The organism is Rhodococcus sp. IEGM 1408, assembly GCF_033142235.1.
In the GTDB taxonomy this organism is placed as follows: Bacteria; Actinomycetota; Actinomycetes; order Mycobacteriales; family Mycobacteriaceae; genus Dietzia.
Map to the genome: position 1 here is coordinate 289,150 of NZ_JAWLRW010000001.1, position 15,626 is coordinate 304,775.

The 15,626-nt window shown below is 71.4% G+C and carries 12 protein-coding genes and 1 riboswitch; of the genes, 9 read left to right on the forward strand and 3 right to left on the reverse strand.

All coding sequences use genetic code 11. From position 1 onward, the window contains the following. Positions 1-361: 361 nt before the first annotated feature. Positions 362-1,714 carry an alpha/beta hydrolase domain-containing protein gene (locus R4P08_RS01415; RefSeq protein WP_317811961.1) on the reverse strand — a complete coding sequence of 451 codons (1,353 nt, stop codon included), beginning with the start codon at positions 1,712-1,714 and terminating at the stop codon, positions 362-364. A 111-nt stretch (positions 1,715-1,825) separates the two neighbouring features. On the opposite strand from R4P08_RS01415, the gene R4P08_RS01420 reads away from it, so the two are divergent. The 4 genes from R4P08_RS01420 to R4P08_RS01435 all read left to right on the forward strand — a co-directional run bounded on the left by R4P08_RS01420 (position 1,826) and on the right by R4P08_RS01435 (position 7,182). Then, a complete protein-coding gene (locus tag R4P08_RS01420; RefSeq protein ID WP_317811962.1) occupies positions 1,826-2,758 on the forward strand; it encodes an alpha/beta hydrolase in 933 nt (310 codons plus the stop codon). Between the two features lie 430 nt (positions 2,759-3,188). Continuing rightward, entirely contained in the window at positions 3,189-4,013 is an 825-nt protein-coding gene (locus tag R4P08_RS01425) for an acyl-CoA thioesterase (protein ID WP_411741133.1), read from the forward strand. Between the two features lie 66 nt (positions 4,014-4,079). Further along, entirely contained in the window at positions 4,080-5,714 is a 1,635-nt protein-coding gene (locus tag R4P08_RS01430) for an acyl-CoA dehydrogenase family protein (RefSeq protein ID WP_317811963.1), read from the forward strand. 100 nt (positions 5,715-5,814) lie between these two features. After that, entirely contained in the window at positions 5,815-7,182 is a 1,368-nt protein-coding gene (locus R4P08_RS01435) for a cytochrome P450 (protein WP_317811964.1), read from the forward strand. Between the two features lie 130 nt (positions 7,183-7,312). On the opposite strand, the gene R4P08_RS01440 is transcribed toward R4P08_RS01435, so the two are convergent. Then, positions 7,313-8,944, reverse strand: a complete 1,632-nt coding sequence (locus tag R4P08_RS01440; RefSeq protein WP_317811965.1) for a long-chain fatty acid--CoA ligase — start codon at positions 8,942-8,944, stop codon at positions 7,313-7,315. Positions 8,945-8,993: 49 nt separating this feature from the next. Continuing rightward, positions 8,994-9,410, reverse strand: coding sequence for a carboxymuconolactone decarboxylase family protein (locus tag R4P08_RS01445; protein WP_317811966.1), 417 nt, complete (start codon positions 9,408-9,410; stop codon positions 8,994-8,996). Positions 9,411-9,661: 251 nt separating this feature from the next. Between R4P08_RS01445 and ggt the strand changes: the two genes are divergently transcribed. From ggt to R4P08_RS01470, 5 genes are all read left to right on the forward strand, one after another. Then, positions 9,662-11,701: a gamma-glutamyltransferase gene (gene ggt, locus R4P08_RS01450; protein ID WP_317811967.1), complete on the forward strand. Its 2,040-nt coding sequence runs from the start codon at positions 9,662-9,664 to the stop codon at positions 11,699-11,701. A gap of 143 nt (positions 11,702-11,844) precedes the next feature. Next, a riboswitch (cobalamin riboswitch) is annotated at positions 11,845-11,905 on the forward strand. Between the two features lie 112 nt (positions 11,906-12,017). After that, entirely contained in the window at positions 12,018-12,944 is a 927-nt protein-coding gene (locus R4P08_RS01455; RefSeq protein WP_317811968.1) for an ABC transporter substrate-binding protein, read from the forward strand. Next, on the forward strand, positions 12,941-13,969 hold the full coding sequence (locus tag R4P08_RS01460; protein ID WP_317811969.1) for an iron ABC transporter permease: 1,029 nt from the start codon (positions 12,941-12,943) through the stop codon (positions 13,967-13,969). Before R4P08_RS01455 ends, R4P08_RS01460 begins: the two co-directional genes overlap by 4 nt. Further along, on the forward strand, positions 13,966-14,772 hold the full coding sequence (locus R4P08_RS01465; protein ID WP_317811970.1) for an ABC transporter ATP-binding protein: 807 nt from the start codon (positions 13,966-13,968) through the stop codon (positions 14,770-14,772). The genes R4P08_RS01460 and R4P08_RS01465 overlap by 4 nt, the downstream gene beginning before the upstream one ends. Beyond that, complete coding sequence (locus tag R4P08_RS01470) at positions 14,772-15,587, forward strand: MBL fold metallo-hydrolase (protein WP_317811971.1); 816 nt, start codon at positions 14,772-14,774, stop codon at positions 15,585-15,587. The genes R4P08_RS01465 and R4P08_RS01470 overlap by 1 nt, the downstream gene beginning before the upstream one ends. Positions 15,588-15,626: the final 39 nt, after the last annotated feature.

A 15,626-nucleotide genomic window follows, 5' to 3' on the forward strand; every position in this document is an offset into this window, starting at 1 on the left:
GGCGGCCACGAAAGTCGCGACGAGCACCCCAGCACGCTTAGACATCGACCAAGAACAGCGCCATTGGACTGGAGGTGATTCGGCCGGACATCTGTGCTGTTCCGGTTGGTCCGAAATCGCTTGACCTCCTGCATCCGCCCCGGTTGATACAGCCAGTATCGGGGATGGTCATACCCCTCCCGAGGAAGCTACTCATAGTTTCGAACGCTATCAGGATTGAGGGAAACCGATTTGATTCCATGCCGGCGTTCATGCCTGCGCGGTTCTTGTCGTACCTACTGCGGAGAAATCGTGGTTTTTTCACGGTAGGTACGACAAGAACGGCAAACGCTGCGGGCCTCACGGCCGCGGCCGCCCCGGCTCACCAGGCGATGCGCTCCGGTCGGGCGTCGGCGAGGATCTCCTCGCGGTCGTCGGTCAACAGGAAACCCTCCGCGATGAGCCGGTCGGTGGCCTCGGTGTATGCCCGCAGGTACTCATCGCGATCCGACCACCGCTCGCGCAACTCCGCCTCGGGGACCTCCTCGGTGCGCCCGAGCAGCATGCAGAACGGGGCCGACTGCGCATACGGGGCACCGACCAACTTCTCGACCGGTGCCTCCACGGCCGGAGTGCGGACGCCACCCCGGCCGATGCCCAGGTCTCCGGGGACCACCTCGTCGTCGTCGAGTTCCACCGGCGGCGCGGCAGGCGGACGCGTCCCGCCGCCCACCCACGACACCAGGTGCCGCAGCGCGGCCCGGACCACGAACACCTGCTGGCCACTGTTGATGGCGCCGCCGCAGTCGACCATGCCGGCGAGCTCGCCCAGTTGGTAGGCGTCGGCGTGCGCCTGGCCGGCGATCTCCCAGGTCACCACGTTCTCCGAGTCGGGCTGGCGCGAGCGGGCCGAGTCGAGCAACCCCGCGAGGTCGCCCTCTGCCTGCACGACCAGCACGGGCGTGTCGAGGTCGTCGCGAAGCAGCAGGGTGGATGAGCGGACGGCGGCGGCGATGCCGGACGCGCGGCCACGGTCGTCGAACGGCAGGGCCCCGCCGCCGCGGCTGTGCAGCAGGAAGCCGTCGAACACGCCGACCAGCGGGTGCACGCCGTCGATGTAGGAGGTCAGGGCGATGGCCGACTGCGACTCCCCGATCGCGAGCACCGTCTCCGGCGCCAGTCCGGCCAGCGGGCCGTCGTCGCGGGCGTCTCGGCAGAATCGGCCCACCTGGGTGACGATGTCGTAGGAGTAGGCGTCGCCGGGGTGGTGCAGGTCGCCGTAGCGCTCCCGTCGTTGCTCGCGCAGGCCGGTGGTCTGCCCGCCCATGCCCACCGCCGCGTCGCCGCCCTCGATGCCGATGAACTGCGCCGACACCCCGACCCACGCGTGGCCGGCCCGCACGATCTCGTCGGCGAGATAGGTGTATTCCGGCGCCGCGTCCTGCCCGCCGCTGACGTTGAGCCACTCCACCAGCACCACTCCGCTGAAGCGCTCGGCGCCGGGGCGGCGGACCAGCACCCGGGTGGCGAACGCCGCCGAGTCGGCCTGAGCCAGCTGGATGCGGCCATCGGTGGGCAGCTCCCCGACCGAGTAGGACGCCGCCTCGCCCGAGGCGGCCCACTCGGATTCGGTGTACCCCGCCGCCGCGAGATCCGGGCCCGGGCGGGCGGCCATGGGCGGCGCGATCCGGCCCTCGGTGAGTTCGGTGAACGTGGGGGTCCGGGCTGTCTGCATGGCCCTGATTCTCTCCCGTCCCGCGTGTCGGCCGGATCCCTTTGGCCACAGTCGGCGACGGCCGGTGGGTACTGTCGCTCCACGGATCCCCTTTGAACCCGAGGAGCCCAGGTGCCAGACGACGCTGCACTCTTCCCTGGGTTCGCCGACCTCGTCGTCGTCGCCCCGGGGGCCCGGATCCACGCGCGCGTCGGCGGCAGCGGACCGGTCGTCCTCCTCCTGCACGGCTACCCGCAGACCGGCGCGATGTGGCACCCGATCGCCGCGCGGCTCGCCGCCAGCCACACCGTCGTGGTGCCCGACCTGCGCGGATACGGCGCCTCGGTGTGCACTGACGACGATTTTTCGTTCCGCGCGATGGCCGCCGACGTCGCCACGCTGATCGAGCGGTTCGGCGGTGGTGGCGACCTGGCCGAGCGGCCCGGCGGTGGGAGCGGCGACGACAGTCACGGCGACGACAAGGCGATCGTCATCGGCCACGACCGGGGCGCCCGGACCGCCCATCGGCTGGTGCTCGACCGGCCGGAGCTGGTCGAGCGCGTGGCGTTGCTCGACATCCTGCCCACCACCGAGGTGTGGGAGCGCATGACGCCGGAGATGATCCGCGCCTACTACCACTGGGGATTCCTGGCCCGGCCCGAGATCGCCGAGCCGATGATCGCCGGCGACCCCGTGCGCTTCCTGCACTCCGCGCTCGTCGGGCTCTACACCCCGCTCGAGGCGTTCCACCCGGAGGCGCTGGCCCAGTACGAGGAGGCGATCCGGCGGCCCGGCGTGATCCACGCGATCTGCGGCGATTATCAGGCCGGCGCGACCGTGGACCTCGAGCACGACGCCGCTGACCTGCACCTGCGTCCGGACCTGCCGACGCTCGTGCTGTGGGGATCGCGGGGCATGGTGGGCGCGGAGGCGGATCCGCTCGAGATCTGGCGGGGCCGACTCCCCCGGGCCGAGGGGCGCGCGATCGACGCCGGGCACTTCCTGGTGGAGGAGGCACCGGAGGAGACCTGGGCGGCGATCGAGGAATTCCTGGCGCCGGGCTGAGCGCGAACCGGGTTGCCCTGCGCATTCGAGCGGGGTTGTCCGCGCGGGTTGCGCTGCGCATCTGCACGACTGGACTGCGCGTTCACGACCGACTGGTCAATCCGCCCTTCAGATTGCGATCCGCCCTCGGACCTCCCGGGGCGTATCGCAATCCGAGGGGCAGATTTCCGGGGCGCCGGCGGCTACCCGGAGGGACGACGGCGACCAGCGGATCCTGGATCTCGGCGACCACAGTGCGAGCCCCTGCGCCCAGTGCCCGCCTCGCACGAGCTCACCTATCGGATTCCGACCCACCTACGGGATCGGCGCAGGTGAATCGGAAACGGACAGGTGAGTTGGCCCGTCTCGCCCCTCGGCCAGCTCCACCCCTCGGTACGGTGGTCACACCCGGCGGCCCGCCCCCCAAAGCCGCCCGATCAGGAGACTCACCGTGACCGGTCCGACCGCCCCCTCCCACGCGATGGATCAGGCCGTCGCACTCGAGCAGGTCGCTGAGAACCTCGTGCGCGGCCGCACCGTCGACGCGTGGGCCAACATGGTCGGCCCCTTCGGCGGGACCACCGCCGCCACCATGCTGCAGGCGGTCATCCAGCACCCCGAGCGGCACGGCGACCCGCTGGCGCTCACCCTCAACTACGCCGGCCCGGTGGCCGAGGGCGAGTTCGAGATCGAGGTCCGCCCGGCCCGCACCAACCGCTCCAACCAGCACTGGTGGCTGGAGATGCGGCAGGGCGACCAGGTGGTCACCACCGCCACCGCGATCACCGCGCTGCGCCGCGAGACCTGGTCGGAGACCGAGGCCGGCCCGCCCGACGTCCCGGCGCCGGAGGACCTCACCCCGGCCGGTTCGGACCGCGGCGTGCGGTGGGTCGAGAACTACGACATGCGGTTCGTGACGGGCGGGTGGGAATGGGTCGCGGACGGGGAGGGAAGCCCCGAGTCGACGACGACGATGTGGATCCGCGACACCCCGGCCCGCCCCCTCGACCATGTCGCGCTCACGGCGATGTGCGATTCGTTCTTCCCGAGGTCGTTCCTGCGGCTCGGTCGGCCGGTCCCCGCGGGCACCGTGACCCTCTCGATCCACTACCTGGCCACCGCGGACGAGATCGCGGCCCAGGGGACCGACTTCATCCTCGGCAGCGTCCACGCGCACCGCTTCCACGGCAACTACCACGACGAGTCGGCGCGGCTGTGGGGCCGGGACGGGACGCTCCTCGCGACGAGCAACCAGCTCATGTATTTCAAGAGCTGACGCACTTCACGCGTTGAGCCGCTCCAGGAATTGACGCATCTCACGAGCCAGAGGGAGCCGAACACCATGCCGGCAACGCGCAACCGCACCACCCACGAGGTGCTCAACCAGGCACCGCCGCGCGTGGACGTGGACGAGTACGCCCTCAACCCCGCCCTGCAGGAGGCGGTGGGCGTCTTCGCCCCGAGCGCCGCGACCGAGCGGTTCCACGAGATCGGCCGACACGTGGGCACGGAGCAGTACCAACACCACGCGGAGCTGGCCAACACCCTCACACCGGTGCACCGTGCCCATGACCGGTGGGGCAACCGGGTCGACGAGATCGAGTTCCACCCCTCCTACCACCGGATCATGGAGTACTCGGTCTCCCGTGGTCTGCACACCTCCGCGTGGGCGGACCCGGGCCCGGGCGCGAACGTGGAGCGGGCGGCCGGCTTCATGCTGGTCTCGCAGATCGAGGCGGGGCACGGTTGCCCGCTGTCCATGACGCACGCCGTGGTCCCGTCGCTGCGACTGAGCCCGGAGCTGGCCGCGGAGTGGGAGCCGGCGCTCCTGTCCACGGTCTACGACCCCGAGCTGCGCGACCCCGCCACCAAGTCGGGTGTGCTGTTCGGCATGGCCATGACCGAGAAGCAGGGGGGCTCGGACGTCCGCGCCAACACCACCACCGCCGAGCATGTGGGGGACGGCCTCCACCTGCTCCGCGGCCACAAGTGGTTCTGCTCGGCCCCGCAGTCGGACGCCTTCCTGGTCCTTGCCCAGGCCGCCGAAGGTCTGAGCTGCTTCCTCGTCCCGCGGGTCCTGCCCGGCGGCGATCGCAACCCGTTCCTGGTCCAGCGGCTCAAGGACAAGCTCGGCAACAAGTCCAACGCCTCGTCAGAAGTAGAGTTCGACGGCACGCTCGGCTGGTTGGTCGGCGAGCCCGGTCGCGGGGTCCGCACGATCATCGAGATGGTGGGTCGCACCCGCCTCGACTGCGTCCTGGGCGCCGCCGCGGGCATGCGTCAAGGCGTCGCGGAGGCCGCCTGGCACGCCCGCCACCGGGCCGCGTTCGGCGCGACCCTGGTGGACCAGCCGGCCATGGCCGCAGTGCTGGCTGACCTGCAGCTCGAGGCCGAGGCCGCGGCATGGACAGCGACCCGACTGGCCTCAGCGTACGACGACGACGACTCCGCCGCGTACCGCCGGCTGGCCACCGCGGTCGCCAAGTACTGGATCTGCAAGCGCGGTCCCAACCACGCCTACGAGTCGCTCGAGTGCCTGGGCGGCAACGGCTACACCGAGGCGTTCCCGTTGGCCCGCCGCTACCGGGAGCAGCCGGTGCTGGCCGTGTGGGAGGGCTCAGGCAACGTCATCGCACTGGACGTCCTGCGCGCGATGGCCCGCGAGCCGGAATCGGTGGCCGCGTTCGACGGCGAACTCGCGGCGCAACTGGGCACCCACGAGCTGTTCGACCGGCACGTGGAGCGGGTCCGGGGCCTGATCGGGCGCGCGGCCGCCGAGCCCGCTGCGGCGCCGGGGATCGCCCGGCGACTCGTCGAGGCCATGGCGCTGGCGCAGCAGGGCGCGGTGCTGCTCGCGCATGCCCCGGCGCCGGTTGCCGAGGCGTTCTGCCTGGCCAGACTCGGCGACGACCGCTCCGCGGAATACGGCGCGCTACCCGACGGAGTGGACGTGGCCGCGCTGGTGGCCCGCGCATAGTCCCAGCTCCAGGACTTGCGTCCAGATGGGTTTCGTCATTCCCTTGACACCGGTGTGAGCGGCATCACAGACTGTGGGCAACCCGACAAAGAGGTGCCATATGTCAATCATTGACGATCCGCGCGAGAGGGTCTACCGCCCCGGCCCGGCCCCGCTTCGTTCTCGTCTGCCGGTTCTCGGCGGAACCCTGGAGTACGTCCACAGCCCGCTGGCCACCATGGCCCGGCGCTACCGCGACCACGGCCCGGTCTCCGAGCTGAGTTTCCTCGGCGCCACCTGGACCGCGCTGATCGGCCCCGACGCCTGCCAGATCGCGTTGCAGAACGCGGACAAGGCCTTCGCGAACGGACCCGGCTGGGGTTACCTCGTGGGACCGTTCTTCGACCGCGGGCTCATGTTGCTGGACTTCACCGAGCACCACCACTACCGCCACATCATGCAGGAGGCGTTCACCCGCCCGCGGCTGGAGGGTTACGCCCGCAGGCTCGCCCCGCTGGTCGAGAAGGGCATCTCGGACTGGACCCCGGACCGCGCGTTCGAGATCTACCCCGCGCTCAAGGCGCACACTCTCGACCTGGCCACCGAGGTCTTCATGGGCGGGGCCGAGTACGCCAGGCCGGGCGAGATCGAGCAGGTCAACCAGGCCTTTGTCGACTGCGTCCAGGCCGCCAACGGTTACGTCCGCTCCACCGCGCTGCCGTTCACCAAGTGGGGCCGTGCCGCCCGCGGCCGGCGACTGCTCGAGGAGTTCCTCCGCCGGCACCTCCCGGCCCGCCGCGCGAACCCCGGCGACGACCTGTTCTCCGCCCTGTGTCAGGTCGCCGACGCCTCCGGCGGGATCGACGACGACGACATCATCAACCAGATGATCTTCCTGCTCATGGCCGCGCACGACACCACCACGAGCACGGTGACCTCGATGGTCTACGAACTCGGGCGGGACCTGGAGTGGCAGGAGCGCTGCCGGCGGCAGTGCCTCGAGCTCGGCCCGTCGCCCACGCTCGCGGAGGTCGAGGGGCTCAGCGACCTGGATCTGGTGATGAAGGAGACGCTGCGGCTGCATCCCCCGGTGCCGGTGCTGGCCCGCAGGGCCGTCAAGGACACCGAGGTGCTGGGGGTGAAGATCCCCGAGGGCCGGCTGGTCTCGGTGATGCCGCTGCTGTCGCACCACATGCCCGAGTACTGGACCCAGCCGGAGATCTTCGACCCCGAGCGCTTCTCCGCCGACCGGCGTGAGGACAAGTCGCACCGCTATGCCTGGGAGCCCTTCGGCGGCGGGGTGCACAAGTGCCTCGGCATGATCTTCGCCAACCTGGAGTCCAAGCTCGTGCTCAGCGCGCTGCTGCGTCACTTCGAGTGGTCGGTGCCGCTGGACTACGCCCCGCCCATGAAGAACGACTCGCTCCCCTACCCCGGGGACGGCCTGCCGGTCTCGCTCCGACCGCTCGCCCCCGCCCACGTCGGCTGACCCCGCCGCGCACGATCCATCGAAAAGACAGTTCCGCACACCCGTCTCTCGGGCGATGTGTGCGGAACTGTCTTCTCGACGGGTTCGGGCAGGTTCGGGGCGCGGGCGGAGTGGAGACGCCGCCGGACCACTAGTCGAGAGCGTTGACCACCGTGAGCTCGCCGTCCGAATGCGAGAGGCGGATGCGCTTTTTGTCGAGCTTGCCGACGGAGGTCTTGGGGATCTCGTCGACGAACGCGAACTTCTCCGGCACCTGCCACTTGGCCATCTTGGTCTCCAGGTGCGCGCGGAGCTCGTCGACGCTCGGATCGGGGATCCCGTCCTTGACCACGATCGTCGCCAGCGGGCGCTCATCCCACTTGGGGTCGGGGATGCCGATGACCGCCGCCTCGGCGACAGCGGGGTGCTCGAGGAGGTAGTTCTCCACCTCGACCGAGGAGATCCACTCGCCGCCGGACTTGATGATGTCCTTGGCGCGGTCGGTGAGCTGCAGGAAGCCCTCCGGCCGGACGTACCCGACGTCGCCGGTGCGCAGCCAACCGTCGTCGAAGGCGTCCGAGTTCTCGACCTTGTAGTAACTGCCGGTGATCCACGGTCCGCGGACCTGGAGCTCGCCCACGGACTCGCCGTCCCAGGGCATCTCCTCGCCGGCGTCGTCGACGATCCGGGCCTTGACCCCCGCGAGGAACCGTCCCTGCGTGGTGCGCAGCTCGAACTGCTTCTCCTCGGGCAGGTCCGCCTTGGGGCGGGACAGGGTGCCGATGGGCGAGGTCTCCGTCATGCCCCACGCGTGGATGATGTCGATCCCGTAGTTCTCCTTGAACTTGCGGATCAACGCCGGCGGGCAGGAGCTGCCACCCACCACGACGGCGCGGAAGCTCGACATGTCGATGGGGTGGTCGACGCTGTAGGCGTCGACGGCCTGCCAGATGGTGGGCACGGCGGCGGCGAGCGTGGGGCGCTCGCTGGCGATCATCGCGGCGAGCGGCTCGGGCTGGAGGAAGCGCTCCGGCATGAGGAGCGACGCGCCCACCAGGAACGCCGCGTACGGCAGGCCCCACGACATCGCGTGGAACATGGGGACGATCGCCAGCACGTTGTCGTCGAGCGAGATGTCCATGCCGTCGGACATGCACACCTGCATCGAGTGCAGGTAGATCGAGCGGTGCGAGTAGACGACGCCCTTGGGATCACCGGTGGTGCCCGAGGTGTAACACATCGCCGCGCCGGAGTTCTCGTCCACCTCGGGCCACTCGAACTCGGTCGGCTGTGCGGCGAGCAACGCCTCGTAGTCGTGCACCTGCACGCCCTCGGGAGCCTCGAGGTTCGCGGCGCCGCCGCCGGTGACGATCACGTGCTCGACCGTGGAGAACCGGGGCAGCAGCGGCTGGAGCAGCGGGATCAGGCTCGGGTCGACGATCACGACCTTGTCCTCGGCGTGGTTGGCCACGAACTCGAGCTGGTCCGGGAACAGCCGGATGTTCAGGGGGTGCAGCACCGCGCCCATCGACGGGATCGCCAGGTACGCCTCCATGTGCTCGGAGTTGTTCCACTGGAAGGTCGCGACGCGCTGATCGGCGTCGATCCCCAGTGAGCGCAGCGCGTGGGCGAGCTGTGCGGCCCGCTTCCCCAGGTCCCCGAACGAGATCTTCCGCGGTCCGGAATCAGTCCACGTCGTGATGACGGCATCCTTATGCACCGTCGCTCCGAACTGCAGGATCGTGCTGATGTTCAGCTGTTCCGGCTGCATGGTGCTGCGCATATTAAGGCTCCTCACGAAGGGGTGGCGACGGTCACGCTCGGCGCCGAGCCTACCCCTCGTCCAGTTCGTCGAAGACCTCCTGAACCGTCTTCATGGCCGAGAGGGCGGCGGGCGCCCCGCAGTAGCCGGAGGCGTGGATGACGGCCTCGATGATCTCCTCGCGGGTGAGGCCGTTTGTCAGGCCGCCCCGGACATGTCCGGCCAGTTCGGCGTTCGCCCGCAGCGCCACCAGCATGCCGATGTTGAGCAGGCTGCGGTCCCGCCGGCCCAGGCCGGGCCGGTTCCAGATGTTGCCCCAGACGTTCTCGGTCACCACGTACTGGATGGCCTCGGATGCGGTGCCCTCGGCCCGGCCCATCGCCCGGTCCACAAAGGCGTCGCTCATCACCTCGCGCCTGGTCGCGAAACCCTGGGACCGCAGCTCCCCGGCCGAAGGCCCGTCGCCTGAACCGCTCGTCGTCGTCATCTGGTGGTCCTCTCCCCGTGTGCGATGTGGTCTCCGCCCATCTTCCTCGACCGCCACCGGGGGCCACACGCAGCCGCTCCTGGCGATGGACTCCGGCGCGGACCGGCGGGCAGGCGCGAATGCATCGGCGGGAGCGGCTACCGGCCCGGTCGGTCACGAGTCGGACTCGCCCGGGCCCGAAACGCCTCACGCGAGGCGCCCGCGGGAGCAGTCTGGAGCACACGCTCTGCGACCGGCGAAGGCGGACCATCATGCGTACTCGGAAGCACGGACTCCTCGCCCGGACGGCCCTGGCCCTCGGACTCGTCCCCGTCCTGGTGGTAGGGGCGTGTTCGTCGGACTCAGGGGACGGCGACCAGGAAGCGGCGCCCGCCTCGTCGTCGTCGCCCGCTCCCGCTCCCACCTCGCAGGCCCCACGCCCCGGGGCGCTCGGCGGTGACCCGCTCCCCGTCCAGCAGGCCGAGCCGTGCGCCCAGACCGACGGGACGGACCCGCTGCAGGACGCCTCCCCGGCCGGCGACGCCACCAGCCCGGGCGGCCCGATCGCGGACAATCCCGAGATCGCGACCGGGTACCGCGGCGGGATGAAGCCCGTGGCCACGGAGTCGTTCGCGGTCTCCACCGCGCATCCGCTGTCCACCCTGGCCGCGTGTGAGGTGCTGGCCGTCGGGGGCACCGCCGCGGACGCGCTCGTCACCGCCCAGGCGGTGCTCGGGTTGGTGGAGCCGCAGTCGTCCGGGATCGGCGGCGGCGGGTTCCTGGTCTACTACGACAAGGAGTCGGGTCGCGTGGAGACCTACGACGGCCGCGAGACCGCGCCCGCGGCCGCCACCGCCGACTACCTCCGGTACGTTTCCGCCGAGGACACCACCGAGCCGCAACCCGACGCCCGCCGCAGCGGCCGCTCGATCGGCGTCCCCGGCATCCTGCGGCTGCTGGAATCCGTCCACCAGGAACACGGCGAGCGCGAGTGGCGGGAGCTGTTCGACCCGGCCGTCGCGCTGGCCGACGACGGGTTCGACATCAGCCCGCGCCTGGCCGACTCGATCGCCGCCTCCGCCGCGGACCTCGCCCTTGACCCCGACGCGGCCGGGTACTTCCTCGACGGCGACACCGGCAAGGCCGCCGGTACCCGGCTTACCAACCCGGCCTACGCCAAGACCCTCTCCGCGGTGGCCACCGAGGGCGCGGACGCGTTCTACACCGGCGCGATCGCCGAGGCGATAGTCGAGCAGGTGACCGCCGCCCGCGAGGGGATCACCCCGGGCACGATGACCGTAGAGGACCTGGCGGAGTACGAGGCGCTGCGCCGCGAGCCGCTGTGTGGCCAGTACCGCGACCATGCCCTGTGCGGCATGGCGCCGCCGTCCTCCGGCGGCACGACCGTCGCCGCGACGCTGTCCATGCTCTCCGACCGGGACCTGGCCGCGTACCCACCGACCGAGGTCGACGACGACGGGGGCCTGCCGGCCCCCGAGGCCGTGCACCTGGTGACGGAGGCCGAGCGGTTGGCGTACGCCGACCGCGACGTCTACATCGCCGACCCTGGCTTCGTCCCGCCTCCGCTCGGCTCCCCGCTGACGCTGCTTCGGCCCGGGTACATGAAGGAGCGGGGCGCGATGATCGACCCCGCGCGCTCGATGGGCGAGGCCGAGCCGGGCGAGTTCGCCTTTGACGCCCGCGGCGTGTTCACCGGGCCCGAGCACGGGACCAGCCACATCAGCGTGATCGACCGCGACGGCAACGCCGCGGCGCTGACCACCACGATCGAGTCGGCCTTCGGCTCGTTCCAGATGGTGGACGGGTTCCTGCTCAACAACCAGCTCACGGACTTCGCGGCCGAGCCTCGGGATGAGGCCGGTGAGCTGCAGGCCAACCGCGTGCAGCCGGGCAAGCGGCCACGCTCGTCCATGGCGCCGACGCTGGTCTTTGACGGCTCGCCCCTCAAACTCGGCGAGCTGCGAGCCGTGACCGGCTCCCCCGGCGGGTCCAAGATCATCCAGTTCGTGGTCAAGACGCTGGTCGGGATCCTGGACTGGGGGCTGAACCCCCAGCAGGCGGTGGGCGCCCCGTCCTTCGGCGCGGCCAACTCCCCCGAGACCGGGCTCGGGGGCGAGCACCCGGCCGTCGGCGGCGACGACTCCCCGCTGGCGCGGTGGCTCACCGACCACGGCCACGAGGTCTCGACGGAGGACCAGTCCTCGGGGCTCTCGGCGATCCTGCGGCAGTCCGACGGGACTCTGATCGGGGGCGCGGACCCGCGGCGCGAGGGGGTCGTGCTGGGCGGGTGAGGCGCTGGGCGGGTGAGGTGCGCTGGACGCGTGGGGTGGGCTGGACGGGTGAGGTGAGCGGAGCCGGACCTGCGTTTTCCGCAGGCGGGGGCTAGGATCGGATGGTCCGGCCCAGCGCCGGACGACCGTGGTACGCGGCGGAAGTCGGTGTGAATCCGACGCTGTCCCGCAACTGTGATCCCGCCTCTCGGCGGGCGAGCCAGGTCGGCCGGTACCGCGGCGCCGTACGAACTGACCTCGGACGAAGGACGGTTGCGTGCCGCGGCGTCCGCGCCGCAGCCGTGCTGTTTTCGTCCTCCGACTCCCGGAGGATGTCATGCGCCACCCACGAGCCCGAGCACTACTGTCTGCTCTGACCGCCGTCGCGCTCGTCGCCACGGCCTGCACCGGCGCCGACGACCCGGCCACCGATGCCACCGCCACCGCCCCGGATTCGAGCTCAACCTCAGCCGAGCCGCAGGCGATCATCTCGCTCAGCCCCACCACCACCGAGATGCTGTACGCGGTCGGCGCCGGCGACCAGGTGGTCGCGGTGGACGACCGCTCGGACTTCCCCGCCGGCGCCCCGGTGACCGAGCTGTCGGGCTACACCCCCAACCTCGAAGCGATCCTGGGCTACCAGCCGGACCTGGTGCTGGCCACGGACGACACCGGCGACATCGTGGCCGGACTCGAGCGCTCCGGCGTCGACGTGCTGCTACTGCCCGCCGGGGAGACCCTCGACGACACCTACACCCAGCTCGAGCAGGTCGGCGCCGCCACCGGGCACATCGGAGAGGCCGCCGAACTGGTCTCCCGGATGCAGGGCGAGATCGACGAGATCGTCGCGTCGGTCCCCCGGCGCGAGACGCCGCTGACGTACTTCCACGAGCTCGACGACACCTTCTACACCGTCACCGACGACACCTACATCGGGCAGCTCTACTCGCTGCTCGGGCTGACCTCCATCGCCACGGGGAGCACCGGCTATCCGCAGCTGTCCGAGGAACTGATCCTCGAGGCCGACCCGGACCTGATCCTGCTCGCCGACGGCCAGTGCTGCGGGATGACCCCCGAGGTCGTGGCCGAGCGGGCCGGTTGGGGTGAGCTCACCGCGGTCCGGGAAGACCGCGTGTACGTGGTCGACGAGGACCTGGCGAGCCGGTGGGGACCGCGCGTGGTGGACTTCTTGCGCGAGGTGGCCGCGATCGTCGCAGCGCTGCCCCGGGATGCCCAGCTGCCCGAGACGCAGCCCGCCTCGTGACCCAGTCGTCGCTCCGCCACGCCCTGGTGTTGGGCGGGGCGACGCTGCTCTTCCTGGTGGCGCTGCTGGCGGGCACCCTGGTCGGCCCGGCTGGCCTCACCCCCCGCGGGGTCCTGCTCGAGCTGATCGGCCGCGTGCCTCTGGTGGACGTCGACTCGGGGTTCTCGCTGCGCCAGCAGGTGATCCTGTGGGAGATCCGGATCCCGCGCGTCGTGCTCGGCGGGATCGTCGGCGCGATGCTGGCGATCGCCGGGGCGACCTACCAGGGCGTCTTCCGGAACCCGCTCGCCGACCCGTACCTGCTGGGCGTGTCCAGCGGCGCGGGGCTGGGCGCGACCCTGGCGATCGTCGTGGGCGGCGCGCTGGGCTCGGCGATGGTGCCCCCCGCCGCCTTTGTCGGCGGCATGATCGCGGTGATGGCCACCTACGCCCTCGGCCGCAGCGTCGGTGGCGGGCGGACCGAGGTCGTCATCATCCTCGCCGGCGTCGCCGTGGCCGCGTTCGCCAGCGCCATCCAGACCTTCTTCATGCAGCGCCACGACGAGACCCTGCGGCAGGTGTACTCGTGGATGCTCGGCCGGCTCAGCACGGACGGGTGGTCGCAGGTGTGGACGGTGCTGCCGTACGTCGCGGTGTCCGTCGCGGTGATCGCCCTGTTCCGGCGCACCCTCGACGTGATGGCGGTCGGCGACGTCGAGGCCTCCACCCTCGGCATCGCCCCGGCCCGGGTACGGCTTGTCCTGATCAGCGTCGCCACGCTCGGCACGGCCGCGGTGGTGTCGGTGAGCGGCCTGATCGGGTTCGTGGGCATCGTCATCCCCCACGCCGTGCGGCTGGTGATCGGCCCGGGCCACCGGCTCCTCCTCCCGCTGTCGCTGCTGGTCGGGGCCACCTTCCTCATCCTCGCCGACATCGTCGCCCGCACCGCCATGAGCCCGGCCGAGCTGCCCATCGGGGTGGTGACCGCCGCGATCGGCGCCCCCTTCTTCCTCTTTGTCCTGCGCCGGAGCCGGGGGCACCTGTGACCGCCGCTCCGGAGGAGTCCCCAGCCCTGTACTGCCGCGGCCTGCATGTGGCCCGCGGCGGGGTCCCCGTCCTCCACGGGGTCGACCTGACCGTGACGGCCGGGTCCTGGATCTCGCTCGTCGGGCCCAACGGCTCCGGCAAGACCACGCTGCTCTACGCGCTGGCCGGGCTCATCCCCGCCCGCGGGGAGGTCCGGGTGACCGGCCTCGCGCCGCGCCGAGCCGGACGCCGGACGGTGGCCCGGACCGTGGCGCTGATGCCGCAGCGCCCGATCGTCCCGGAGGGCGTGAGCGCGCGGGAGCTGATCCGCCTGGGCCGCACCCCTCACATCCCCCGCTTCGGCAGCGAGTCCGCCCACGACCACGAGGTGGTCGAGCGCGTGATCGACCGGCTGGGACTGCACGACCTCGCGCCGCGGATCGCCACCACGCTGTCCGGGGGCGAGCTCCAGCGGGTGGTGCTGGGCCGGTCGCTGGCGCAGGAGCCCCGGGTGTTGCTGCTGGACGAGCCCACCAGCGCGCTCGACATCGGGCACCAGCAGCAGGTGCTCGACCTGGTCGACTCGATGCGCCGGGAGAGCGGCCTCACCGTGGTCGCCGCCATGCACGACCTCACCTCCGCCGCGCACTACGGCGAGCGCCTGGTGCTCCTGGACGCCGGGCGGATCGTCGCCGACGGGACCGGGGAGGACGTGCTCACCGTCGACCGATTGGCCCAGGTGTACGACGCCCGCGTCGAGGTCCTGGACCGCCGCGACGGCCGCGCGGTGCTGCCGCTGCGCGAGAACCGGCCCGGCTCCTGATGGAGATCGTGTTGCTGGGAACCGGAGCGGCCGACGGGTGGCCCAACCCGTTCTGCCGCTGCGGTTCCTGCCTGGACGCCCTGCGGCGCGGGGAGGTGCGCGGCCAGACCGCCGCCCTGGTCGACGACGAGCTGCTGATCGACTGCGGGCCCGAGGTGCCGGGGGCCGCGTCGCGTCACGGCCGGACCCTCGCGGGGGTCAGACATCTGCTCCTCACGCACGCCCACTCCGATCACCTCGGCCCCCAGGCCCTGCTCTCCCGCTCCTGGGTCCCCGGGTCCGGACCGCTCGAGGTGATCGGCCCCGCGGACGCCCTCGAGCTGTGCCGGCCCTGGATCGGGCCCGAGGACCCGGTCCACCTCGTCGTCGTCGCCGCCGGGGACCGTCTCCAGGTGGGCGCCTACGACGTGCGGGTCCTGCCCGCCCGGCACCGCGTCTTCACCGACGGCGACGCGGTGCTCTACGACGTCACCGGCCCCGACGGCGCGCGCATCCTCTGGGCCACCGACACCGGTCCGTGGCCGGGCGAGTGGTTCGACGTCGTGCGCGGGGCAGGGTTCGACGCGGTCTTCCTGGAGGAGACCCTCGGCGACCGCGAGGACATCTCCCAGGCCCATCTCGGGCTGGACCGGTTCGGGCACATGATCCGGTCGCTGTGGGCCGCCGGGGCCGTCGACGACCACACCGAGGTGGTGGCCGTGCACCTGGGCCACCACAACCCGCCGCTCGACCAGCTGGCGGTGCGGTTGGCCGAGCACGGGGCCCGGCCGGGCGCGGACGGAGAGCTCCTCGTGTGCGCGGAAGGAGATTCTTAGAAGCGGTAGCGTGACGCCCGTCACACCGTTAGCGTGGCC

Excerpts from the sequence above, each read along its gene's own strand:
- R4P08_RS01415 (WP_317811961.1), bottom strand. The coding sequence starts at position 1,714 with ATGCAGACAGCCCGGACCCCCACGTTCACCGAACTCACCGAGGGCCGG.
- R4P08_RS01440 (WP_317811965.1), bottom strand. The coding sequence starts at position 8,944 with ATGCGCAGCACCATGCAGCCGGAACAGCTGAACATCAGCACGATCCTG.
- R4P08_RS01430 (WP_317811963.1), top strand. The coding sequence starts at position 4,080 with ATGCCGGCAACGCGCAACCGCACCACCCACGAGGTGCTCAACCAGGCA.
- R4P08_RS01435 (WP_317811964.1), top strand. The coding sequence starts at position 5,815 with ATGTCAATCATTGACGATCCGCGCGAGAGGGTCTACCGCCCCGGCCCG.
- R4P08_RS01470 (WP_317811971.1), top strand. The coding sequence starts at position 14,772 with ATGGAGATCGTGTTGCTGGGAACCGGAGCGGCCGACGGGTGGCCCAAC.
- ggt (WP_317811967.1), top strand. The coding sequence starts at position 9,662 with ATGCGTACTCGGAAGCACGGACTCCTCGCCCGGACGGCCCTGGCCCTC.
- R4P08_RS01445 (WP_317811966.1), bottom strand. The coding sequence starts at position 9,410 with ATGACGACGACGAGCGGTTCAGGCGACGGGCCTTCGGCCGGGGAGCTG.
- R4P08_RS01455 (WP_317811968.1), top strand. The coding sequence starts at position 12,018 with ATGCGCCACCCACGAGCCCGAGCACTACTGTCTGCTCTGACCGCCGTC.